A 23,482-nucleotide genomic window follows, 5' to 3' on the forward strand; every position below is an offset into this window, starting at 1 on the left:
TCGGTTAATTCGTGCAGGCGAGAACCACGACCACCAGCAAGTATTAACGCATACGTTTCTCTAGTTAGGCTACTTATGTAGCGATTTGCATAATTAGGCATACTTTTCTCTCCATTTATCTAACTTTTAGTGGCTTTACTGGTAGCTGTCGTTGAGTCAGTGTCACTAGTATTGAGTGGGGTTAAATGCCAAATGTCGTCACTGTATTGGCTTATGGTCCTATCACTTGAAAATATGCCACTGGCAGCGGTATTTAAAATACTCATTTGCGTCCAATAAGCTTGATCAGCATAGGCTTTATCTACTTGCTTTTGTGCAGATACGTAGCTTTCGAAATCGTGTGCAACAAGCCATGGATCGTGTGGGCTCTTAATTGCGTTAATTACATCGTCAAATAGGCAAGGTTCAAATAAATTAAAGTGTCCGCTTTCTAGCAAATGCATGACATTGGCTAAATCGCTATTTTGCTCAATTAAATGTGCGGGGTTATAACGCGATTTAATATCATCAATCTGATGCGCTTCAGCGCCAAATAAGAAGAAATTATCAGCACCAACAGCATCTCTAATTTCGATATTGGCACCATCTAACGTGCCAATAGTTAATGCACCATTCATCATAAACTTCATATTGCCTGTGCCTGAAGCTTCTTTACCGGCTGTTGAGACTTGCTCAGACAAATCAGTAGCGGGACAAATAACTTCCATGGCTGTGACATTATAATTAGGTAAAAAAGCCACGCGTAAGTACGATGACGCTAGTGGGTCTTTATTGATTACATCTGCTACATTATTGATTAGCTTAATTATTTTTTTAGCCATGTAATAACCCGGTGCAGCTTTACCACCGAGTAAAACACAACGAGGCACGAGTCCTTGCGTGTCGCCACGACGAATGCGGTCATATAAATGGATAACATGGAGGATATTTAGTAGCTGACGCTTGTACTCATGAATACGTTTAACTTGTACGTCAAACATCATAGACACATCAAACTCTACACCACAGCGCTCTTTAACTAAATCAACTAAACGTTGTTTGTTTATTACTTTGGCGTTTTGCCACTGTGTTTGAAATGATGTGTCATCATAAAAACGGCGTAACTGATTTATTTGAGCAAAGTCGCGTATCCAATCGCTGCCTATTTTCTCACTAATCAATTCACTCAAGGTTGGGTTACAATGGGCAAGCCAGCGGCGAGGTGTAACCCCATTGGTTTTGTTATTAAACTTATTTGGCCATAGTGCATAAAACTCTTTAAATAAACCGGCTTTTAATAGTTCTGTATGCAGTGCAGCAACACCATTAACTGAATAGCTACCCACAATGGCTAAATAAGCCATGCGAATTTGCGGTTCGCCACCTTCTTCTATCAGTGATAGCTCTCGCTGTTTATCAACATCACCAGGCCAATGCTGTGCAACGTCTGCTAAAAAACGTGCGTTTATCTCAAATACTATTTCTAAAATGCGTGGTAACAATTTTGAAAATAATGAAACTGACCATTTCTCCAACGCTTCTGGCAATAATGTATGGTTTGTGTAGGCCATTGTTTTTGTAGTTATTTGCCATGCATCATCCCAGTCGAGCTCGTAATCATCAACTAAAACACGCATGAGTTCTGCAACTGCAATACTTGGGTGTGTATCGTTTAATTGAAAAACATGGTAATCAGCAAAGTCAGTAAAGCTTTCACCATGATCATTCACCCATTGATCAACAATATCTTGAATACTTGCTGATGATAAAAAGTATTGTTGGCGTAGTCGTAGCTCTTTACCATTTTCACTGCTGTCGTTAGGGTAAAGTACCATGGTAATTTGTTCGGCTAAGTTTTTTTGTGCAACCGCTTCGGAGTAACTACCTGCATTAAATTCGGTTAGGTTAAATTCGTCAGTCGCTTCTGATTTCCATAAGCGTAGTGTATTTACTATATTATTTTTATAACCAGGAATGGGCACATCGTAAGGCACTGCTAACACATCATGGCTACTAACCCACTGGCGGTGCTCTCGACCCTGTTTATCGGTATAACTATTTACATAACCACCAAACTTAATACGCTTAGAATGCTCGGGGGCACTCAGCTCCCAAGGATGCCCTTCGCGTAGCCAATTATCGGGTTGCTCTATTTGATTACCGTCACTGATTGATTGGTTAAACATTCCGTATTCATAACGAATACCATAACCAACAACGGGTAGAGCTAAACTTGCGCAGCTATCTAAAAAACATGCCGCTAAGCGCCCTAAGCCACCGTTACCAAGACCCGCGTCGTGCTCTGCATCTTCAATTGTTTCAATTTTAGTGCAGTACTCTTGCAATGCCGATGAAACTTGATCTTCTAAATCAAGATTTAATACCGCATTGCCCAGTGCGCGCCCCATTAAAAATTCAAGTGAAAGGTAACTCGTTTTTCTGCTTTTTTGCTGTTTTATTTTTTTATTAGTTTCTCGGCACCGCGCAACCAAACGATCGCGGATCGTTAATGCTAATGCATGGTATAAATAAAGCTGCGATTCGCCGACTTTATCTCGACCTAGGGTGTAATAAAAATGGCGTGTTAAATCATCTTTTAAGGTGCTTTCGTCAATCACAGGGCCTTCTTGCCACCCTTTTACAACACATACTTGTTCAACTTGCTTAGCCATTAGCTACGTCCTCTAAGTTAGCACTAAAAACCCAACTACTCTGTGCAGAAATTTCAACGGTTGCATCTTGGTGAGTTATTAAAGATGCATTATTTACACTTGATAAAACCAATTGCCACGGTGCATTAATAGGTGATGCAGGTAGCTGGCAAAAAATACTTTTTTTACTGGCATTAAATACAATAAGTAACGCATGCTTATTTTGCTTATCAAGTAAGCTGTACATTAAAAATTGACGCGAATTTTCATGCCAATGCGAATCTGTCATGGTTTTTCCTGTTTCGGTAAACCATTTAACGGTAAAACGCTCATCTATGTCTTCTAAAAATACACTGTGTTTGAATGCGCTGTGCGCACGCCTAATTTTAAGTGCATCGTCTATAAATTGAGTTAATGAATGATTAAGTTGTGATTCTTTCCAAGCAAGCCAACTCGTACGATTATTTTGACAATATGCATTGTTATTGCCTCCTTGCGAGTGCCCTATTTCACTGCCAGCAGCAATCATAGGAACACCTTTAGAAAGAATTAATGTAAGCAAAAAGTTTTTTTGTTGTTGTAATCTTAATGCGGTTATTTTTTCATCATTGCTAAAACCTTCTACTCCGCAATTAAATGAGTAATTAGCACTGTGGCCATCTCTGTTATTCTCACCATTTGCTTCGTTGTGTTTATGCTCGTAACTCACTAAATCTGCCAGCGTAAATCCATCATGACTGGTTATGAAATTAATACTGTTTAATGGGCCACGTTGGCTGTGCTCAAATATATCAAACGATCCATGCAAGCGTTTAGCTACACTGGCTATAATGCCTTCCTCACTTTTCCAAAAACGACGAATTACATCTCGGTATTGGTCATTCCACTCTCGCCAAGGTGGAGGAAAAGCCCCAAGTTGATAACCGCCCGGGCCAATATCCCATGGTTCACTAATTAACTTTACCTTGTTTAAAACAGGGTCTTGAGCAATGGTTTGCAAAAACGTATGCGCTGAACTAAATCCTGATTTAGAGCGACCGAGTATTGTTGCTAAATCAAACCTAAAGCCATCAACACCCATTACTTCAACCCAATATCGCAAGCTATCGAGCACTAGCTGCAACGTTTTTGGGTGATCAATATTAATAGTATTGCCACACCCCGTATCGTTTATGTATACATTAGGTTGTGCTTCTGCTGTGCGGTAGTAAGCAAGGTTGTCTAACCCACGCAATGACAAAATAGGACCATCGTTGCCCGCTTCGGCTGTATGGTTATAAACAACATCTAAAATAACTTCGATATCTGCAGCATGAAGCTCCTTAACCATCTGTTTAAACTCGTTAATATCGTCGTTTACTAAATAGTCTTTATGAGGAGTAAAAAAGTTAAGCGTGTTATACCCCCAATAATTTTGTAGGCCTTTGCCTGTTAAAAATTGCTCGCTAATAAAAGCATGCACAGGGAGTAGCTCTATTGCTGTTACTCCAAAGCTTTTTAAATGTTCAATAAAAAACGGATGGCTCAATCCTAAAAACTTACCTTGCAAAGCTTTAGGTATTTGAGGGTGACGACACGTAGTCCCTTTTACATGACACTCATAAATGACTGTTTGCGACCACCTGTGATTCGGTTTTTTATGTTCATATGAAACAAGTGATGACACTTTTGATTTTGGTATATCAATGGCATTGTTAACCGTACTTTTGGTGCCTATCGGCATTTGTCCATAATGGCGCTCACTCCATGTAAACTCACCAAATAAATCTTTTGCGTAAGGGTCAATTAATAATTTATGTTCATTAAATAGCATCCCAGTATTTGGATTGTATTCACCCTCAACCCTAAACCCATACAGTGCCCCAGTATTAAGCGGTGCAATATGAACACTCCATATACCGCCTTCGTTTATATTCATAGCCACTTTAAGTATTTCAGAGTGGCCACTTTTATCAAATAAACACACATACGCTTGTGTCGCATTTGGCGCATACAATGAAAAATTAACACCATTTGCATGCAAGCTTGATCCGAGGGGCTCAACAAGGCCGTGAGTGACTTCAAATTGATTACTCATCTTGTACCTTTTGCAAATATATTGTGGTTAAGCCACCCATAGCAATCGTGATGCTTTGGTTAAAACCATGTTGAGGATTATCGTTAGTGACAACTGTATTTGATTGGTTATGCGATACTTTAATACCCGAACCAAAAAAATCGCTTTCATCGGTGTTCATGATTACTTTATAAACGCCTTTGCTCGGAACGCCCAAGGTATATTCTTGATATGACATAGGCGTAAAGTTTGCAATCACAACTATAAAGTCATGGGCATTTTTAGCATAACGTACAAAACTTAAAATGCTTTGCTCGTTATTATTGTTATCAATCCAATCAAAACCTGCGGCACTTGAATCAAGTTCATAAAGCGCGGGTTGATTTTTATAGACCTGATTTAACGTTTTTACTGTCTGCTTTATACCTTTATGACTTTCATGTTCTAGCAAATGCCAATCAATAGAATGATCATGCCCCCACTCAGCCCGTTGAGCTATTTCACCACCCATAAATAATAACTTTTTGCCTGGGTGTGCCCACATAAATGCATAATAAGCACGTAAATTTGCGAATTTTTGCCAATCATCGCCTGGCATTTTTTCAATTAGCGCGCCTTTCCCATGAACAACTTCGTCATGGCTAAGCGGTAAAATAAAGTTTTCACTAAATGCATACACCATCGAAAACGTAATTTCATGATGGTGATGTTGCTTAAAAAGTGGATCACGCTGCATATATAATAAGCTGTCGTTCATCCACCCCATATTCCATTTATAGCCAAAACCTAAGCCATTATGCTCTACACTTTGTGTGACTCCCGGCCAAGCAGTCGACTCTTCTGCCACCATCATAATGCCAGGGTTGTTTTTATAACTGCGTAAATTAACTTGTTTGAGGCACTCAATGGCACCGAGGTTTTCGCGACCGCCATAACAATTAGGTATCCACTCTCCCTCTTTGCGGCTGTAATCTAAGTACAGCATTGACGCAACGGCATCAACCCTCAAACCATCTAAGCCAAATTGATGAAGCCAATACATTGCATTAGAAATTAAAAAGCTCTTAACTTCTGGGCGATCATAATTATAAATATACGTGTTCCAATCTGGATGAAAGCCTTGGCGCATGTCGGCATGTTCGTACAAGTGTGTACCATCAAATCGATGTAAACCATGGGGATCGCTTGGAAAATGCCCCGGAACCCAATCAAGTAAAATACCTACGTTGTATTTATGGCATTGCTCTACAAAATACTTAAAGCTGTTGTAATCACCAAAACGACTGGTCGGCGCGAATAATCCGACTGGCTGATATCCCCATGAACCGTCAAACGGATATTCACTTATGGGCATAAGCTGCAAGTGGGTAAAGTTCATTTCAAGCGCGTAGCCTACGAGTTTGTCGGCAAGCTCGATATAACTCAAATAACGATTATCTTCACCACGCTGCCACGACGCTAAGTGCACCTCATAAATACTGATTGGTGCGTCTATATGATTGCGCTTTTGCCTATTGCTGATTGCTTGTTCACTTAGAGTTATTGCTTCTGGTTTGAACTGCAGAACACTTGCGGTACCTGGTGCCTGTTGCATTTTAAAAGCATAAGGGTCTGCTTTCTCTATTACCTCACCACTTTGCGCTGTGATAGCAAATTTGTAGCACATGTCTGCTTTGAGTCCGGGAACAAATAATTCCCAAACACCACTGGCAGGATGAAAACGCATGAAATGCCGGTTTGCTTGCCAAAAATTGAACTCGCCAATAACAGAAACACTGGCGGCATTAGGTGCCCATAAACAAAAGCGAACGCCATCTACATCTTGCTGGTTAGTGAAATGTGCACCAAAGTGCAAGTATGCATGCTCTAAGCTGCCTTCGTTAAATAAGTACATGGCATCAGTATCAAGCTCACTTTTAAAACTATACTCATCAAAAAACGTACTCGAAGTGTCGCTATATTGGGCAGTACATAAATAAGGCGAGTCAGGTAACTGGCTTATATAGGCTATAAATAAGTCACTTTGCTTATATCGTTGTGTTTCGACTAATTTGTTATTTATTGTTAGAGAAGCGCTTTGTGCATCGGGTAAATATAAACGCACCTCTGCATTTGATTCATTTACTTTATGTGCACCTAAAAAGCTAAATGGGTCTTTAAATCGTCCCGTGCTAAGCGCATTAACTTGCGCATCGTAGTCAGCGTTTTGAGATTTAGATAATACCGAACTATTTGAAGCTGTACTGCTCATTTAACCTTTCCTTATTGAATCGATTGCAGCTAAAAGCGTGGCGTTGTTTGCAAAAATTTCTTCACATGTATGTGTTAATACACGTCGCCAATTTGGATACTCTTTGTCTGTACCAGGAATATTCACCGGGTATTGCTGTTCATCTAAATCATCTATTTGTAAAGCAAACAACCGAGAGTCTGAGCCAGCTAAGCACTGACTAAGTGCACCATAAACCGACTTAGCATCGCTGTGTATGGTTAATTTAAGCCCAGCGGAAGCATTAATAAAACGCAGCAACCGTATTTGTTCATCAGCTCTTTGGTCGGTTAATTGCGTTGATTGTGCGTTGTCAATTAATTGGTATTTTAGCTTTATAGCTATGTCATCGTGCTGCCACCAGCCTGTAAATGGAGGTACATCGTGGTTTGCAATCATTAATAAACATTGAGCGGGTAATTTGTGTACCGGTAAAAAGTCACCGTCGTTATGCTTTTCAAAATAAAATAAACTGTTTGAAAAAATACCACTGCATGACAAAGCATGCTTTACCTCTGGTGGAACAATGCCTAAATCTTCGCCTATAACTATACTTTGATTAATATGCGACTCTATTTTCAAAATAGCCAGCAAATGTTCAAAGGGGTAATAAATATAGCAACCATCTTGCTGGTCATTATTTTCAAAACACCACCATAAACGACGAATAGCCATAACATGGTCGATTCTTAACCCGCCTACATTCTGCATATTTTCACGAATTAATGAACGGTAAAACGAGTAGTTATCATGTGCTAAACTTTGCGGGTTTAAAGCCGGCAACCCCCAATTTTGACCACCTTCAGCCCAAGGGTCAGGTGGTGCGCCCACACTGGCATTATCAGCAAATAATGATTGTTGTGATTTGAACTCAACACCGTCGCCGGCGCACCCAACAGCTAAATCATTAATCAAACCTATTTTCATACCCCCCTGCACACAACGCGCTTGACATAAACCAAGTTGTAAATGCGCTTGCCACTGAAGGTAATAGTCGAAAAGAGGATTTTTTGATTCTAAAGTTTGTAACGTTGGCTGATGTTTGTCGCAAAAAGCATTAAATGCGTCACGGCGTAGTTTGCTGGCTGTTAATTCGAAGTGGTTATGCAGTGCCTTAAACAATTTGTATTTAACGCAACTAACATTCTCGTAATTAATAAACTGTTTACTGTTATTTAGAAGTAAAGTAGCTTCATTACTTTGCATAATTTTTGTGATTTCAGCATTATTTTTACTGTCTTCACATAAACCAATCGATATATATAAAGGGTTTAGTAAAGCACGACTATTAGGGCTGTATGGGCTTGCACGCTCAGGCATGTCGCAGAACAACAAATGCAGAGGGTTGAGCAAAATGTAATCCATATTATGCTCACTGCATAAATCTACAAGCGTAAGTAAGTCTGAAAAGTCTCCAATTCCTAATCTTTCATTGTTTTTAAGCGTATATAACTGAATCGACAAACCCGTTTTTTTTGTATCTTCAACCTGAAAAACACGCTCAGGTACAGACCAAATTTCGGTGCTTGAATGGTGTTCGCCTACATTAATACTCGCTTGGTAATACCCTGCAGGCATGACTGGTATAGGAAGCGCAATTTCAATGTAACGGGCACCATTGAAGTGGTATTCACCTGTGACTGTTAAATTAGTAAGGTCAGTAAACTCACACTGTATACCCAGTTGTGCAACACTTACTGATGCAGTTTGGCCAAGTTGTCTGTCATCTATTTTAACTTTTAAATAACAGTCTGTTTGTTCAACTAAGCTTACATTTGGCAACAATTGCATCCAAGGCAGTACATCAAGCTTGTAATTTAATTGAGCTATTTTGTTATGATCGTAAGTATTGATTCCGCAGCATTGCAAGGCACGCTTACGGGTATCTTCACTAAAAAATATTTGCTCGCCTGTGTACTTGGTAAATTCATAACCAATGCCATGTAAGTAAAACAACTGCGAAAGTTCATTCATTTACAGGCCTTAATTGATACGTTGGGTATTTACAATACTATTTTCAGTGCCAAAACTGTTAGCCTCATAAGCGTCCGCTTTATGATCGTTATCCCAAAATTCGCCATTTATCAAATAACGAAAGTGGTACTGTTGATCCAGGGGAAGGCGTTGTTTGCATTTAAACACACCTTGTTTTTTATTAAGCTTCATTGGCACGGGTTGCCAACTATTGAATTCACCAATTAAACAGACTTCTTGCGCGTCCGGGTGAGCAAATTCGAAGGTGATTTCCGCTTCATCTTTTGTTTTAAAAAAACGTTTATGCAACATAGTAGGCTCCAACTAAACAGTAAAAGGTATTTAATTATTGCCACAGGGCCTGTTTTAAAGTTGGCGATGTGGGATTGTATTCATTCAAACTTTGAGCTTACCGTAGTAAAGCAAATTTTTGTTTACGCTTTATTACAGTGCAAGCAATCTTTTTATCGCACTTTATTAGTGCATAAAATATGAAAACATAGACATTAAGAATGACATACACAACATAGAGCAATTTTTAAACCAATTAGAGCAATTGTAGGCATTTAATATTTATCTCTAATACTCTGATAAATCAATTCAAGCCGACCAAATAACTTGTTTGATAAACTGCTTTAGTTACGTATTCACTTAAGTGATAATACACAGCAAGTTAACACTCTGAAATATCGTAAATTTCATGTTGAAAAAAAGCATTTTATTAACTATGGCTGTTATTTTTATAGTTGCAATAGTGTCTACCCTTAGTTCAATTTATACCCTATACAGTAAAAAAGAAATCACATTCGATCCTAAGCTTAAAGAAATATCAGGCATTGAATTTGATAAGCGTAATCGCTTGTGGGCAATTAACGACGGTGGCGACGAACCTAAGCTTTACCGCTTGAATAAAGATGGTTCGATTGCGCAAGAAATTTTAGTCTCAAATGCTAAAAACATTGATTGGGAAGACATGACGCAAAATAAATTTGGTCATTTCTTTTTAGGTGATTTTGGTAACAATAAAAATGATAGACGTTGGCTAACTATTTATAAAATAGAGAATCCAATCGATATTAAAACCGACTCAACAAAGGCCGAAATAATAAAGTTTACCTACCCTGAAATGGATGGCAGCCCAATAAAACCAAGCAATCGTAATTTTGATCTTGAGGCGTTTGTAGCTCTGGGTCGCCACCTATATTTATTCACAAAAAATCGCACTGAGCCTTTTGATGGCATTACAAATCTATACAAAGTAGGCGACCACGCAGCTAACTTTAAAGCGCAATTAATTGGATCTTTTAAAACCTGTACAACAATGGAAAAACTGTGTTGGATCACGTCGGCAGCGTTAAGTCCAGATCGTAAAAAACTCGTGCTACTCGACTCTACCAGTATTTGGTTATTTGAAAACTTTGAAGATGATCAGTTTTTCTCTGGTGATGTATCTAAAATAGATTTAGGCATCATTACACAAAAAGAAGCCATCACCTTCTATGACGACAATACAATTGTATTCACAGATGAGGAGTTTAAGGGCATAGGGGGTAACGCCTACTTCATAAAACTTGATACAGCAAAAAAAGTAATTGTTAAACGCGCTAACCCTATACTTAAATAAGCTATAAATTCATAAATGAAATACATTAACGCTTAAACTTGGTCTCTAAAATAACCGAAGAAGTTGTGCGTTCCACACCATCTAAATTACCAATATCATCGAGTAAATGACTCAACTTTTCTAAATTCTGTGCTTGGACCACTGCAATTAAGTCAAACTCACCACTAATAGCATAAAGCTGCGATATGGCATCAATTTGCTTTAATTCAATATTCGTTTTTGTAGTCAGCTTTTGAATCACTTTAATTGATACATGTGCCGATACCATTTTACTTAAAAAAGCATCGCCATAATCAACGCTATAACCTTTAATCACACCCGTTTCTTCTAATTTAAGCATCCTACTTTGTACTGTAGATCGAGATAAATTAAGGAGCCTAGCTAAATCAGAAATACTCGCTCTGGCGTTTGTTTTAAGTATAGAAAGTAGCTTTTCATCTTGAGGTGTTATCATATTGGCAATTAATTTCGTTATTTTGATTTTTATTTTAGTCATTTTTCACAAAATAGCACTACAATTTTAACTTCCAACCTTCGATAATGAGTCTCAACATAAAATAATTATTAGTTTGCTAAGGCGTAATGGCTTAACTCCTCTTTACATTAGCAACTAACATTTCAATCTAGCCCATATAATTTAGGTGTAATGATGCAAGTAACAAGAGATTTATTTAACGACGTAATGGTACCGAACTACAATCCTTCAGCTGTTATTCCAGTACGCGGTGAAGGTTCTCGCGTGTGGGATCAAAATAACAACGAATTTATTGATTTTGCTGGCGGTATCGCAGTTAATTGTTTAGGCCATTGTCATCCTGCTCTTGTTAATGCACTTAAAGAGCAAGGTGACAAAATTTGGCACTTATCAAATGTAATGACTAATGAACCAGCACTTCGCCTTGCAAAAAAAATGGTTGATGCGACGTTTGCCGAAAAAGTTTACTTTGCAAACTCGGGAGCAGAAGCGAACGAAGCAGCACTTAAATTAGCACGTCGCTTTGCACTTGATAAATTTGGCGCAGAAAAATCACAAATCATCGCATTTAATAAAGGTTTTCACGGCCGCACTTTCTTTACCGTCACGGTAGGTGGTCAAGCAGCCTATTCAGACGGTTTTGGTCCTAAACCGGGTGACATTGTCCATTGTGATTACAATGATCTAGCAGCATTTGAAGCACTTATTAGTGACAAAACATGTGCTGTAATGATGGAACCACTTCAAGGTGAAGGCGGTATTATTTCTCCAACAAACGATTTTGCTAAAAAAGTACGCGAGCTGTGTACTAAGCACAACGCATTACTCATTTTTGACGAAGTACAAACAGGTGTTGGCCGAACGGGTGACTTATATGCGTACCAAGGTTTAGATGTTATCCCTGATATTTTAACAAGCGCTAAAGCATTAGGTGGCGGATTTCCTANCGGTGCAATGATCACAACCACAGACATTGCTGCTCATCTAAAAGTAGGGACGCATGGGTCAACTTATGGTGGTAACCCACTAGCGTGTGCAGTAGCAGAAGCTGCCTTTGATACTGTTAATACTGAAGATGTATTAAATGGCGTAAAGGAACGTGAGCAACTATTTCGAGAAGGCTTAAATGCAATAAACGAAAAATACAATGTGTTTAGCGAAGTGCGTGGTAAAGGTTTATTAATTGGTGCTGTATTAAACGAGCAATTTGCAGGACGTGCACGCGACTTTTTAGTGGCCAGTGCTAACAATGGTTTAATGAACTTAGTAGCAGGTATGGATGTGATTCGTTTTACACCTTCTCTAGTGATCCCATTTGAAGATATTAAAGAAGGCTTAGCACGTTTCGATAAAGCAATTAACGATGTTGTAAACGGTTAATAAAGTTAAATTAGCACGGCTTGCCGTGCTACTGGAGCATGCACTAAATGCAAGTATTACGTCCTATTACAGCCAACGATTTCGATGCGCTTAAACAAATTGCTATCGAATCTGGCCATGGGTTTACTTCTTTACCTGTTGATGACGAACAGTTAAAAGACAAAATTAGCCGCGCTGAAAAAAGCTTTGCTAAAAATATTAATAAGCCGATAGATGAAAGCTATTTATTTGTCTTAGAGGACAGTGAAACCGGTCAAGTGATTGGTACAACGGCAATTGAAGCGGCGGTCGGATTAACAGTGCCCTTGTATCATTATCATTTGGGTAAAACGGTTCATCACTCCCCTACGCTTAATGTTTACAACACGGTAGATATTTTGAGCATGTGTAATGATTACACCGGTTGCTCTGAAATATGTACGTTGTTTTTACGGGAAAACAATCGCAAAGGTTTAACCGGCCGCTTTTTATCACGCTCACGCTTTTTATTTATGGCCCAGCACAGCGAACGTTTTGCCGATACCGTGATTGCTGAAATGCGCGGTGTGAGTGACGAACACGGCCACTCACCATTTTGGCAATGGTTACAAGAACATTTTTTCAGTATTGAATTTCCACAAGCCGATCATTTAGTCGGCCTTGGCGATAAAGTGTTTATTAGTGAACTCATGCCTAAGTATCCTATTTACGTAAACTTATTAAGTAAAAAAGCTCAAGCAGTCATAGGCCATGTGCATGAAAAAACTAAGCCAGCCTTAAAACTTTTAGAAAAAGAAGGGTTTGAACACAGAGGTTACGTTGACCTTTTTGATGCAGGCCCAACTGTAGAAGCAAAGCTAGGTAATATTAGAAGTGTTAGAGAGTCGCAAGTTTGCCCAATTACTATTGGCGAGCTTGAGCACATTAGTGAAAAAAGCTCAGATACACTTGCTGTATGCAATCAAGGAGTGAGTGGTTTTAGAGCTACATTTACTCAGCATGCACATTACAACCATGCCAAACATACATTGGTGATCAGCCAAGACGTTGCTGACGCCCTCAATTTAAGTCAAGGAGATGCAGCCCGATTCTTTCGACTGTAAATACACTTATGAACACACAACTAATTAATAACCAGTGGCACAGCGGCAAAGGGCCAACATTTACATCTTTGAACCCAAGTAACGGAGAAACTGTGTGGCAAGGCAATGGCGCGAATGCAGACCAAGTAAATAGTGCTATTAAAGCAGCAAGAACTGCACAATTATCATGGGCCGATACACCGCTGGAAGCACGAATTGCCCTACTAGAAAACTTCGTACAGCAATTAAAAGAAAACAGCGAAGAATTTGCCACTATTATAGCCCGAGAAACAGGAAAGCCACTTTGGGAAACGCGCACAGAAGTGGGCGCAATGACGGGTAAAGTGGCTATTTCAATTAAAGCCTACAATGAGCGCACAGGCACAACCGAAAACCCAATGCCAGGTGCAAAAGCTTTTATACGCCATAAGCCTCACGGTGTTGTTGCTATTTTTGGCCCATATAACTTTCCGGGGCATTTACCCAACGGCCATATAGTCCCGGCTATTTTAGCGGGAAACACCGTAGTATTTAAGCCCTCTGAGTTAACACCACATGTGGCTGAGTTTACATTATCACTTTGGTTAAAAGCAGGTTTACCAGCAGGTGTTATTAACCTTGTTCAAGGTGAAATAGAAACCGGTAAAGCCCTTGCTTCTCATCAAGACATTGATGGGCTATTTTTTACCGGCAGCTCTAATACCGGACATTTACTACATAAACAATTTGCTGGCCATCCGGGTAAAATTTTGGCACTTGAAATGGGCGGTAATAACCCATTAATAGTTAAAAATGTAGCCGATGTAAGCGCTGCAGTACATGATATTATCCAGTCAGGTTTTATCACTTCAGGTCAGCGCTGTACCTGTGCACGCCGTGTGTTTATAGAAAATTCAGCCAATGGCGATGCCATTTTAGAAAAACTTATTAGCGCGACTAAAAATATTGTGGTTGACGATAGCTTTGCAACAGAGCAACCATTTATGGGCGCAATGATAAGTGAAAAAGCAGCCCTTGGTATGGTTGCTGCGCAAAATGAGCTTATTAAAAAAGGCGCTAGCCCTTTAGTTGAATTGAAACATTTAAAAGGTGGAACAGGCTTTGTTAGCCCAGGTATTATTGATGTAACACACATTACAGATATGCCGGATGAGGAACATTTTGGCCCTTTAATAAAAGTATACCGATATACTGAGTTTAATAGCGCCATTGCCGAAGCTAACAACACTAGCTTTGGATTATCAGCCGGGTTACTAGCTGACAACGAAGATGATTACGCACACTTTTTAAAACGTATTCGTGCAGGTATTGTTAACTGGAACCGTCCTATTACTGGCGCTTCTAGTGCCGCACCATTTGGCGGTATTGGCGCCAGTGGTAACCACAGAGCAAGTGCGTATTACGCAGCCGATTACTGTGCATACCCTGTAGCTTCTGTTGAATCAGATAAAGTGAACCTACCGCAAACCCTCGCACCGGGCTTAATAATAGAATAAATAAAGTAACCAAATTTAAGGATTGACCATGCATACAGATGTAAACACATTATTTGAAAATCTTTGGCAAAATTATGTTGAAGTAACCCCGTCGGCTGACAAAATTCATTCACTGTTAGGCTCAACGCAGCAAAACGATATTATTAACGACCACATCGCACTTCGTACATTCAATATTGAAAAAGTAAACCTTGAAAAGTTAGCTGCGCACTTTTTGGCAATAGGTTACAAAGAGTGTGGTGAATACCATTTTGAAGCAAAAAAACTGTACGCTAAACACTACGAACATACTGATCCATCGCAACCTAAAGTATTTATTTCTGAACTTTTAGTAGAAAAGTGCTCACCAGCACTTCAAGCAATCGTTACTGACATGGTTGAGCAAATAGATGAGAGCGCCGTTACAGCTGATAATTTTCTATATTCAGGTACGCATTGGCAAGTGTCTACAGATACTTACAAACAACTACTTGCTGAGAGTGAATACGCTGCATGGATGTCAGCTTGGGGATACCGAGCTAACCATTTCACTGTAAACATTAATACGCTTGCTAAGTTTGATAACATTCACGATGTTAACCAAGCACTTAAGAATGCCGGCTTTACGCTTAATACATCAGGCGGTGAAGTAAAAGGCTCGCCAGAGGTGCTACTAGAGCAATCATCAACACTGGCTGATGAATACGCTGTCAGTTTTAGCGACGACGACATGCGCATTCCTAGCTGTTTTTATGAGTTTGCAATACGTTACCCTAAAGCTGATGGTGAACTTTACACAGGCTTTGTTGCAGCGTCTGCAGATAAAATATTTGAAAGCACCAACGCACGATAATTTGATGAAAACAAAAAAAGCCCTTACGGGCTTTTTTTATGCACACTAACTTAAGCATGCAGATAAAATACCTACATCATAAAAACAAGGGTTTATAATCGTTTTCTAGTTGCTCAAACGATAAGTCACCAATAAAGCGGCCAAAACTCAGCCATGTTGCTAGCCCGCGTAAATCTTTAAAATGCGGGGGAACAAACTTAGGGCTTTCGATCACACCTAAATCATGAAGCTGAGAAATTAACCTAAAATCATCAATAGACAACTTACCGACTAATAACAGCGGTAACTGATCGATGCGTCCTAACTGAATTGCCACGCGTATTAAGTTATACACTAAAACAAAGCCTTTTATGTAGGCAATGTCTTTCGTAAACGGTAACCCTGTTGATGTGCTGCCTCTAAATACACGCTGAGCCAACGTATAACTATCCTCTTTAGATACTCCTTGAGCTACGTAATCTCGGTATATATCAACAAATTCAGCACCATCAATCACTTTGGTGACCGCTTGAATTCGATTAACCAATTTCGATAAGCGCCTAGGGGTAGATTTTAGGGTAATAATTTCAGTTAATACTGCTAACCCCTCTTGTGTCACTGTTGAGCTTGGTGTGCCCTTACTTAAACACGTTAAATAAGGTTGGGCTAAACCATTTTGAGTCGTGCCCACATGAATCCACCCTTCATGTACTTCTAATATATCTAATTCACGTTGTGAGAATTTCACATCTTGGTTTAGCTTTATATTATTAGCACCTGCTGCTGCGTCGCTTACAATCCCATCGCTCAACATAACCTCTACATTTATGCCTGGCATACTAGCATTAACTTGCTCAGATAAAATTCGCACCGCGTCGCTAGCAACTATATTTTTAGGATCATCGGGTAAAATGTCGGCCATTAATAAATTTTGCAGTGGTTGCTCTAACATATTCGCAAGCTCAGAGAGTGAAGGCTCACCCGCATGAAATAAATCTTTAGGATGACCAAAAAGCTCGACTGATAAATCGTGAAATTCTGGTGTACCCCGGTACTCCAACATACTTAATACCGTTTTATATTCGCCACACATTTTACCCATATATTGAGAAATAGGGTTTAACTGACCTAACTGGTTAATAATGTTTCGGTGTAATGTTGAAAAGGCCTGGCGTAACTCACTAGGCACAAAGCCTAAATCGCGCTGTTGGTAGTATGCACGATCTATAAGGGGGTTTTTTTGACACTTTTGCCTAAAAAATTCCTCCTTGATCTGTTTATCCCAATTTATTGCATCAAGAATTCGAATAGGTGTTTGAAGTGCAATTAGTTGATCTGATAACTCACGAGTTTTAAGCAGTAACGCCTTGTCTATCATGGTGAAAGCTCAATAAAAAATGAACCATGAGCATAATTTATAAACAGTAAATCGCAAAGCATTATCAATCAATTTTATCTGTTGTTTTTATGCTGATCGACCCTCATAACAAATACGTATTGAATCTTAAATTAAAGGTGCAAAATATGAAAAATGAACTCGACAACAAACAAATACTTGCCGTATATGAGCGAATTCAAAAGCGCGGAGAGATAAACGACGTAGGTAAGCATTATCAGGGCGTTACAGCGTTTTCAGATATTGATGGTTACACAATTTATCTCCAAGGTAGTGGCGTACTTTTACGCTTTGGCTTTCATAATACCTATCATCTTGATTACGAACACGATAAACATAAAGATGATTTTTTAAAAAAATTAAACAACATTTCTAACGAAGACTAATGTATCCACGAAAAGTAAGAAAGCGCAGCGACAGCAAGCTCAACACAGCCTTTATAAACCAAGTTATAGCTGCGCTTAAGTCAGATCCATCAAAACTCACTATCATTCAAAAAAATCTTGAACAGTACAGATGCCAACGCCATTTAAAACGCGGGTTTTTACTTGCTATAGAGCGCTTTGATTGGGTTTTTGAGGCAAGCGATGATGTTAATTTTATCTGTGACCAAATCTTAGCTGACGACTATATAGGAAATCGCCTGAGACGTTATCCTCTTTTATTCAAAGGTGTTGTTGGCGAACAACAATAGCAACCTTGTTTATACAAAAAGAAATTTATTTGCAATTCATGTAACTAATACCAAGCGGTTTTGTTTATTAGGTTTGAAATTAGCGTGGTTAGTAATACTTAGCCAGAGCTAACTATCTTGTCGTGTCTTATTTAGAAACATAAGCAACACTTATCTTGAGCAGTTGCTTGCCTAAGTTATTAGTGCACTAAGTAATTGTTGAGTTTGCGCCCACTTGCTGTAAAAAAATACTATTAGTACTCTAATTATTACCACTCAATTAATTTTATTCATCTTTTATTTAAGAACAATAAGTAAAGAAATAATTACACTTTCAAATATTTAAATCCAAGAACTTAAGTTACTGTTTTAAATTAAAATTAATCAACTACCACATCCTCTAGCATCCCTACTCCTTATGTTAGTTTTATTAATAATTCATCTACATTTTAGTATCTGACTATTTACTTCACCCTTGAATTGTTAGAGCTATTACCTTAAGCTTATCTTTATTGAACGTTCAATTAATAAAAATTATGCCTAAAGTTGGAATGGAACCTGTCAGGCGTCAACAGTTAATTGACGCAACAATTGAGTCAGTGGCGATGCGTGGGTTACAAGCAACCACCATTAACAGCATCAGTAAAAATGCAGGTTTATCGTCAGGCATTATTAGTCATTACTTTGGTGGTAAGCAGGGGTTGATAGAAGCAACTGTTCGTTATTTGCTTTCTAATCTTAAAAAAGACCTTATTGAAAAAGTTAGCCATAACACCAGCGCTACACAGCGCCTAATGTTTATTGTTGAAGCTAACTTTGCGCTTGTACAACAGCGCAGTGATACTACCAAAACTTGGTTGAGCTTTTGGGCGCAATCAATGCACGATGATGAACTTCACAGACTGCAAAATGTAAACAGTAAACGCTTGCAAAGTAATTTAGCATTTTCGTTTAAGCAATTAATGCCTATTAAGCAAGCAAAACAAGCTGCTGAACTTAGCGCCGCTATGATCGATGGCCTATGGTTAAGAGCAGTTCTTAGTAAATCAGACAAAAACCAGTTTAAACACAGTGAAACTTTAGCAAAGAGCTATGTAAATTCACTCATCAAGCAATATGGAGCCTAGCGTGAGCACACCAGTCTATCAAAACTTTATTAATGGCCATTTTCTTGCTAACCAAAGCGGTGAAACTTTTGATGTAACTAACCCTGCAACAGGTGAAGTTATTTACAGTGTTGAAGTTGCCGATGAATTTGTTCAAAACGCAGCGATTGAAAGCGCAAAACAAGGTTTTGCACAGTGGTCTAAAATGGCCCCGATTGAACGCAGCCGTATTTTATTAAAAGCCGTTGCAATACTTCGCGAGCGCAACGATGAACTAGCCTTAATAGAAGTGCTTGATACCGGTAAACCAATGCAAGAAGCAAACTGTGTTGATATAGAAACCGGCGCTGATGTAATCGAGTACTTTGCAGGCCTAGCACCGGCACAAGTGGGTCAACAGCAAATGGTGGGCGAAGACTTTTACTACACTCGTAAAGAGCCACTAGGAATTTGTGCCGGTATTGGTGCATGGAACTACCCACTACAAATAGCATGTTGGAAATCTGGCCCTGCCCTTGCTGCTGGCAACGCATTTATTTTTAAACCATCTGAAGAAACACCACTAGGCGCTATTAAACTGGCCGAAGTATTTGTTGAAGCAGGTATACCTGCTGGCGTATTTAACGTTGTACAAGGTGCAGGTGACGTAGGCCAATGGTTAACCTCGCACAGTGAGATTGACAAAGTGTCGTTTACTGGTGAAGTAGGTACAGGTAAAAAAGTAGTAGCAAGTGCTGCGGGTACCTTAAAAGACGTAACAATGGAGTTAGGTGGTAAATCGCCGCTTGTTGTATTTGATGATGCAAATATAGAGCAAGCAGTAAGCGCAGCCATGCTAGGTAACTTTTATACGCAAGGCGAAATTTGCACTAACTGTACACGTATTTATGTTCATAAAAATATATATCAGCAATTTATTAATGAGCTTAAAACGCGTACAGAGCAAAATATTATTGCTGGCGATCCGCAAGATTTAAACACTAACTTTGGTGCGCTTATCTCTAAAAAGCACCAAGACTTAGTAATGAGTTATGTTAATAAAGGGATTGAAGACGGCGCAACGCTTTTAACTGGTGGTACAACGCTTTCACCAGAATCTGCCCCTAATGGCTACTTTGTTGCACCTACCGTGTTTATTGATTGCAACGATGATATGACTATCGTTAAAGAAGAAATATTTGGCCCAGTAATGAGCGTACTTGTTTTTGAAGACGAAGACGATGTTATTGCACGTGCCAATGGCACTCATCTAGGCTTAGCTGCAGGCGTATTTACGAGCGACATTAAACGCGCACACCGTGTTATTCATCAATTAGAAGCGGGTATTTGTTGGATTAATGCCTATGGTAACTCACCTGCTGAAATGCCTGTGGGTGGTTATAAGCAATCAGGTATAGGCCGTGAAAACGGAATAGAAACACTTGATCATTACACGCAAACCAAGTCTATTTATGTGGGCATGGCCGACATAGAAAGCCCGTTTTAAGGTGGTAACTATGAGTAATCATTACGACTATATTATTGTTGGTGCAGGCTCTGCGGGTTGTGTTTTAGCAAATCGCTTATCTGAAGATTCAAGCAACAAAGTGCTACTGCTTGAAACTGGCGGCAGTGATAAAAGTATTTTTATAAAAATGCCAACGGCGTTGTCTATTCCTATGAATACTGACAAGTATGCTTGGCAGTTTCACACTCAGCCAGAGCCATACTTAGACAACCGTGAAATGCATTGCCCTCGCGGTAAGGTACTCGGTGGCTCATCATCGATTAATGGCATGGTTTACGTACGCGGCCACGCAAAAGATTTTGATGAGTGGCAACAGCACGGTGCTAATGGTTGGGACTACCAATCGTGTCTACCGTATTTTCAAAAAGCGGAAAGCTTTTACCTTGGTGAAAACACATACCGAGGTGGTAAAGGTCCACTTGGCGTTAATAACGGTAACGAAATGCAAAACCCGCTGTACACCACATTTATAAAAGCCGGTGTAGAAGCAGGTTATGCTAGCACAGACGATTATAACGCATCGCAGCAAGAAGGCTTTGGCCCAATGCACATGACCGTTAAAAACGGTGTGCGCAGCTCGGCTTCTCGTGAATATTTAGACCCTGTAAAGTCACGTAATAATTTAACTGTCATTACCGGCGCACTTGCTCAAAAAGTGATTCTTGATGGTAAAAAAGCCACAGGTATTGAGTACAAAGTTAAAGGTAACATTCAAACAGCTCACGCGGCAAAAGAGGTTGTTTTAAGTGCTGGCCCTATTGGCTCTCCGCATATATTACAGCTCTCTGGTATTGGCGATAAAGACACCCTTGAAAAAGCGGGCGTTGCAGTTAAACACCACTTACCGGGTGTGGGTCAAAACTTACAAGACCATCTTGAATTTTACTTTCAATACAAATGTAAGCAGCCAATTACACTAAATGGCAAGTTGGGCCTTATTTCTAAGGGCTTAATTGGTGCTAAATGGTTCTTTACACGAAAAGGCTTAGGCGCAACTAACCACTTTGAGTCGTGTGCATTTATTCGCTCAAAGCCCGGTGTTGAATGGCCTGATATTCAGTATCACTTTTTACCAGCCGCTATGCGATACGATGGCCGTAGTGCATTTGCAGGTCATGGTTTTCAAGTTCACGTAGGTCATAACAAACCAAAAAGCCGCGGCAGCGTAACTATTCAATCAGCTAACCCTGAGCAGCCACCACAAATTTTGTTTAATTACTTACAGCATAAAGACGATATTGAAGGCTTTAGAGCCTGTGTGCGTTTAACTCGCGACATTATTGAGCAAAGTGCCTTTGACGATTACCGGGATGAAGAAATTCAACCAGGTAAACATATTCAAACAGATGAAGAAATAGATGCTTTTGTACGCCAAGCCGTAGAAAGCGCTTACCACCCTTCTTGTTCATGCAAAATGGGGGAAGACGACATGGCCGTAGTTAATTCAAATACGCAGGTGCACGGTATTGAAGGTTTACATGTTGTTGATTCGTCAATATTTCCGACAGTACCTAACGGTAACCTGAATGCCCCTACAATCATGGTTGCAGAAAAAGCGGCAGACATCATTTTAGGAAACGTTGCTTTACAAAAAGCAAATGCTGATGTTGCTATGACTCAAAACTGGCAAGAAACACAGCGTGCAGCAAAAATTTAATCAGCTACTTATAGAGTTAGTCTCGTCAGACTAACTCTATGAGCCTTGCAGTGGCGAACAACATAAATTGGTTATGTTGTAATAATGCAAGATTGAACAATAAAAAACGGAGTGCTTATGAATAACTCACTATTGGAGGGTACCAATGACCATTTGGCTTAATGCTGGTATTATTTTTACCCTACTTGCAATTACGATCATTTTATTAAAATGGGGTAATGTACGTGTTGTTGGTGTTACACCAGTTAAAACACTTACCTTTATCGCAATACTCTTTACCTCAGGCCTTGATGTTGGCCTTATAATGTTTCCTTTAACTGAGTTTGCAGGTTATGCAGACATAAAAGCAAGCCCAGAATACGCGTTTGCAAATCCACTGGCCATTGAGTTTGGTTATTGGGGATTTTTAATCTGGGGATTTTACTTTCTTACGTGCTTTTATTTCTGTGTAATAGAACCTAAAGTTAAATTTTTCGAAATACCTTGGGTAAAGTTCATTAATAACGTAGTTATTATTGGTACATGTGCTTTTACCGCTTACCTCTTACTTTCTAACCTTCCATGGTATTTGCCAGAAATTGGCGATGGTTCAAGTATTGTTTCTGAGTTTTACTTAATTGTATTTGCAGCAATTTGTTTTGCCGTATATTCAAGTACAGACATTAAGTACGTACGATTTTTAAGTATTGCTACTACTTGGTTATTTATAGCACTAATTGGCTTTATGTGGGCAGGTGCGTTTGTATTAAGTGACAGTGAAATGTCAGCATTCACTGATAACTTAGCCTCTATCGGCACATACTTTGCCAACATAAATGAATTTGTTTTACCGCTTAACGATTACCATGAGTTTTACTTATTTTGGTGGTTTGCTTGGAGCATTATGATTGGTCAGTTTACCTCTCGTTTTGTAGGCGGTTTAAAAACTTACCAAGTTCTAGGCGCTATGTTAATTTTCCCTTCAATACCAATTGCAATCTGGTTTAGCGTACTTTACCACTACCACGAAGCGGGTATTCCAACGCAAGGCATTAAAAACTTTGCCATGGTATTTGTAGGTATTGTGTTTGTAATTAACTCACTCGACTCGTTAGTGCGTTTATACACAGACAACTTAAACATTACTGTAAAACGCTTTGGTAAAGCGAAGTATATGATTGGAAACATACTTGCGCTTTCATTATTAACATTATTGTTTAAGCTAGAATTTTTACAAATACAGTGGGTAGGTGCATTAGTGATTGCCTTGTTCTTCCTGTGTGCTGGCTTTATTGGCTACAGTAAGTTTAAAACAGTTAAGAATATTGATAGCTCACCAAAAGCAAACAAAATTGACTACACTAAAATTGAAACACAAAGCTAGGAAT

The 23,482-nt window shown here is 39.2% G+C and carries 18 protein-coding genes and 1 pseudogene; 12 read left to right on the forward strand and 7 right to left on the reverse strand.

Features of this window, described 5'->3' with window-relative positions; all coding sequences use genetic code 11:
• Window positions 1-119: 119 nt before the first annotated feature.
• From ATS71_RS06995 to ATS71_RS07015, 5 genes are read right to left on the reverse strand one after another with little or no spacing between them, the layout of a single operon-like run.
• Window positions 120-2,651 carry a glycogen/starch/alpha-glucan phosphorylase gene (locus ATS71_RS06995; protein WP_058404174.1) on the reverse strand — a complete coding sequence of 844 codons (2,532 nt, stop codon included), beginning with the start codon at window positions 2,649-2,651 and terminating at the stop codon, window positions 120-122.
• Window positions 2,644-4,707 carry a glycogen debranching protein GlgX gene (gene glgX, locus ATS71_RS07000; protein WP_058404175.1) on the reverse strand — a complete coding sequence of 688 codons (2,064 nt, stop codon included), beginning with the start codon at window positions 4,705-4,707 and terminating at the stop codon, window positions 2,644-2,646. Before glgX ends, ATS71_RS06995 begins: the two co-directional genes overlap by 8 nt.
• On the reverse strand, window positions 4,700-6,937 hold the full coding sequence (glgB, locus tag ATS71_RS07005) for a 1,4-alpha-glucan branching protein GlgB (RefSeq protein ID WP_058404176.1): 2,238 nt from the start codon (window positions 6,935-6,937) through the stop codon (window positions 4,700-4,702). Before glgB ends, glgX begins: the two co-directional genes overlap by 8 nt.
• Entirely contained in the window at window positions 6,938-8,929 is a 1,992-nt protein-coding gene (gene malQ / locus ATS71_RS07010) for a 4-alpha-glucanotransferase (RefSeq protein ID WP_058404177.1), read from the reverse strand.
• A gap of 9 nt (window positions 8,930-8,938) precedes the next feature.
• On the reverse strand, window positions 8,939-9,241 hold the full coding sequence (locus ATS71_RS07015; protein ID WP_008127875.1) for an isoamylase early set domain-containing protein: 303 nt from the start codon (window positions 9,239-9,241) through the stop codon (window positions 8,939-8,941).
• A gap of 388 nt (window positions 9,242-9,629) precedes the next feature.
• On the opposite strand from ATS71_RS07015, the gene ATS71_RS07020 reads away from it, so the two are divergent.
• Window positions 9,630-10,553, forward strand: a complete 924-nt coding sequence (locus ATS71_RS07020; RefSeq protein WP_058404178.1) for a hypothetical protein — start codon at window positions 9,630-9,632, stop codon at window positions 10,551-10,553.
• Window positions 10,554-10,578: 25 nt separating this feature from the next.
• Here the strand turns inward: ATS71_RS07020 and ATS71_RS07025 are convergent, their stop codons facing one another.
• A complete protein-coding gene (locus tag ATS71_RS07025; RefSeq protein ID WP_058404217.1) occupies window positions 10,579-11,007 on the reverse strand; it encodes an Lrp/AsnC family transcriptional regulator in 429 nt (142 codons plus the stop codon).
• Window positions 11,008-11,202: 195 nt separating this feature from the next.
• On the opposite strand from ATS71_RS07025, the gene ATS71_RS18900 reads away from it, so the two are divergent.
• The 5 genes and pseudogenes from ATS71_RS18900 to ATS71_RS07045 all read left to right on the forward strand — a co-directional run.
• Window positions 11,203-11,974, forward strand: a 772-nt coding sequence (locus tag ATS71_RS18900) for an aminotransferase class III-fold pyridoxal phosphate-dependent enzyme (protein ID WP_235591435.1), incomplete at its 3' end; no start/stop codon positions are given.
• A gap of 1 nt (window position 11,975) precedes the next feature.
• Window positions 11,976-12,408: pseudogene (locus tag ATS71_RS18905) on the forward strand (aminotransferase class III-fold pyridoxal phosphate-dependent enzyme); the annotation flags it as partial.
• Window positions 12,409-12,455: 47 nt separating this feature from the next.
• On the forward strand, window positions 12,456-13,490 hold the full coding sequence (astA, locus tag ATS71_RS07035; protein WP_058404180.1) for an arginine N-succinyltransferase: 1,035 nt from the start codon (window positions 12,456-12,458) through the stop codon (window positions 13,488-13,490).
• 8 nt (window positions 13,491-13,498) lie between these two features.
• Window positions 13,499-14,965 carry a succinylglutamate-semialdehyde dehydrogenase gene (gene astD / locus ATS71_RS07040; RefSeq protein ID WP_058404181.1) on the forward strand — a complete coding sequence of 489 codons (1,467 nt, stop codon included), beginning with the start codon at window positions 13,499-13,501 and terminating at the stop codon, window positions 14,963-14,965.
• Window positions 14,966-14,993: 28 nt separating this feature from the next.
• Window positions 14,994-15,797, forward strand: coding sequence for a DUF1338 domain-containing protein (locus ATS71_RS07045; RefSeq protein ID WP_058404182.1), 804 nt, complete (start codon window positions 14,994-14,996; stop codon window positions 15,795-15,797).
• A 76-nt stretch (window positions 15,798-15,873) separates the two neighbouring features.
• Here the strand turns inward: ATS71_RS07045 and ATS71_RS07050 are convergent, their stop codons facing one another.
• Window positions 15,874-17,154, reverse strand: a complete 1,281-nt coding sequence (locus ATS71_RS07050; protein ID WP_058404183.1) for a flavohemoglobin expression-modulating QEGLA motif protein — start codon at window positions 17,152-17,154, stop codon at window positions 15,874-15,876.
• Window positions 17,155-17,300: 146 nt separating this feature from the next.
• Here ATS71_RS07050 and ATS71_RS07055 point away from each other — a divergent pair, with 146 nt between their 5' ends.
• The 6 genes from ATS71_RS07055 (at window position 17,301) to ATS71_RS07080 (ending at window position 23,478) form a co-directional block, all read left to right on the forward strand.
• A complete protein-coding gene (locus tag ATS71_RS07055) occupies window positions 17,301-17,558 on the forward strand; it encodes a DUF3081 family protein (protein ID WP_058404184.1) in 258 nt (85 codons plus the stop codon).
• A complete protein-coding gene (locus ATS71_RS07060) occupies window positions 17,558-17,866 on the forward strand; it encodes a hypothetical protein (RefSeq protein ID WP_058404185.1) in 309 nt (102 codons plus the stop codon). The genes ATS71_RS07055 and ATS71_RS07060 overlap by 1 nt, the downstream gene beginning before the upstream one ends.
• 530 nt (window positions 17,867-18,396) lie before the next feature.
• Window positions 18,397-18,972: a transcriptional regulator BetI gene (gene betI, locus ATS71_RS07065; protein ID WP_201020862.1), complete on the forward strand. Its 576-nt coding sequence runs from the start codon at window positions 18,397-18,399 to the stop codon at window positions 18,970-18,972.
• A gap of 1 nt (window position 18,973) precedes the next feature.
• Window positions 18,974-20,437: a betaine-aldehyde dehydrogenase gene (betB, locus tag ATS71_RS07070; RefSeq protein ID WP_058404219.1), complete on the forward strand. Its 1,464-nt coding sequence runs from the start codon at window positions 18,974-18,976 to the stop codon at window positions 20,435-20,437.
• Between the two features lie 10 nt (window positions 20,438-20,447).
• Window positions 20,448-22,115 carry a choline dehydrogenase gene (gene betA, locus ATS71_RS07075; RefSeq protein ID WP_058404186.1) on the forward strand — a complete coding sequence of 556 codons (1,668 nt, stop codon included), beginning with the start codon at window positions 20,448-20,450 and terminating at the stop codon, window positions 22,113-22,115.
• Between the two features lie 145 nt (window positions 22,116-22,260).
• On the forward strand, window positions 22,261-23,478 hold the full coding sequence (locus tag ATS71_RS07080) for a BCCT family transporter (protein ID WP_058404187.1): 1,218 nt from the start codon (window positions 22,261-22,263) through the stop codon (window positions 23,476-23,478).
• Window positions 23,479-23,482: the final 4 nt, after the last annotated feature.

The organism is Pseudoalteromonas sp. H71, assembly GCF_001468485.1.
Taxonomy (GTDB): domain Bacteria; phylum Pseudomonadota; class Gammaproteobacteria; order Enterobacterales; family Alteromonadaceae; genus Pseudoalteromonas.

What these genes read in the sequence shown, in the direction of transcription:
- ATS71_RS06995 (WP_058404174.1), bottom strand. Translation starts at nt 2,651, where the DNA reads ATGGCTAAGCAAGTTGAACAAGTATGTGTTGTAAAAGGGTGGCAAGAA.
- glgX (WP_058404175.1), bottom strand. Translation starts at nt 4,707, where the DNA reads ATGAGTAATCAATTTGAAGTCACTCACGGCCTTGTTGAGCCCCTCGGA.
- glgB (WP_058404176.1), bottom strand. Translation starts at nt 6,937, where the DNA reads ATGAGCAGTACAGCTTCAAATAGTTCGGTATTATCTAAATCTCAAAAC.
- malQ (WP_058404177.1), bottom strand. Translation starts at nt 8,929, where the DNA reads ATGAATGAACTTTCGCAGTTGTTTTACTTACATGGCATTGGTTATGAA.
- ATS71_RS07015 (WP_008127875.1), bottom strand. Translation starts at nt 9,241, where the DNA reads ATGTTGCATAAACGTTTTTTTAAAACAAAAGATGAAGCGGAAATCACC.
- ATS71_RS07020 (WP_058404178.1), top strand. Translation starts at nt 9,630, where the DNA reads ATGTTGAAAAAAAGCATTTTATTAACTATGGCTGTTATTTTTATAGTT.
- ATS71_RS07025 (WP_058404217.1), bottom strand. Translation starts at nt 11,007, where the DNA reads ATGATAACACCTCAAGATGAAAAGCTACTTTCTATACTTAAAACAAAC.
- astA (WP_058404180.1), top strand. Translation starts at nt 12,456, where the DNA reads ATGCAAGTATTACGTCCTATTACAGCCAACGATTTCGATGCGCTTAAA.
- astD (WP_058404181.1), top strand. Translation starts at nt 13,499, where the DNA reads ATGAACACACAACTAATTAATAACCAGTGGCACAGCGGCAAAGGGCCA.
- ATS71_RS07045 (WP_058404182.1), top strand. Translation starts at nt 14,994, where the DNA reads ATGCATACAGATGTAAACACATTATTTGAAAATCTTTGGCAAAATTAT.
- ATS71_RS07050 (WP_058404183.1), bottom strand. Translation starts at nt 17,154, where the DNA reads ATGATAGACAAGGCGTTACTGCTTAAAACTCGTGAGTTATCAGATCAA.
- ATS71_RS07055 (WP_058404184.1), top strand. Translation starts at nt 17,301, where the DNA reads ATGAAAAATGAACTCGACAACAAACAAATACTTGCCGTATATGAGCGA.
- ATS71_RS07060 (WP_058404185.1), top strand. Translation starts at nt 17,558, where the DNA reads ATGTATCCACGAAAAGTAAGAAAGCGCAGCGACAGCAAGCTCAACACA.
- betI (WP_201020862.1), top strand. Translation starts at nt 18,397, where the DNA reads ATGGAACCTGTCAGGCGTCAACAGTTAATTGACGCAACAATTGAGTCA.
- betA (WP_058404186.1), top strand. Translation starts at nt 20,448, where the DNA reads ATGAGTAATCATTACGACTATATTATTGTTGGTGCAGGCTCTGCGGGT.
- ATS71_RS07080 (WP_058404187.1), top strand. Translation starts at nt 22,261, where the DNA reads ATGACCATTTGGCTTAATGCTGGTATTATTTTTACCCTACTTGCAATT.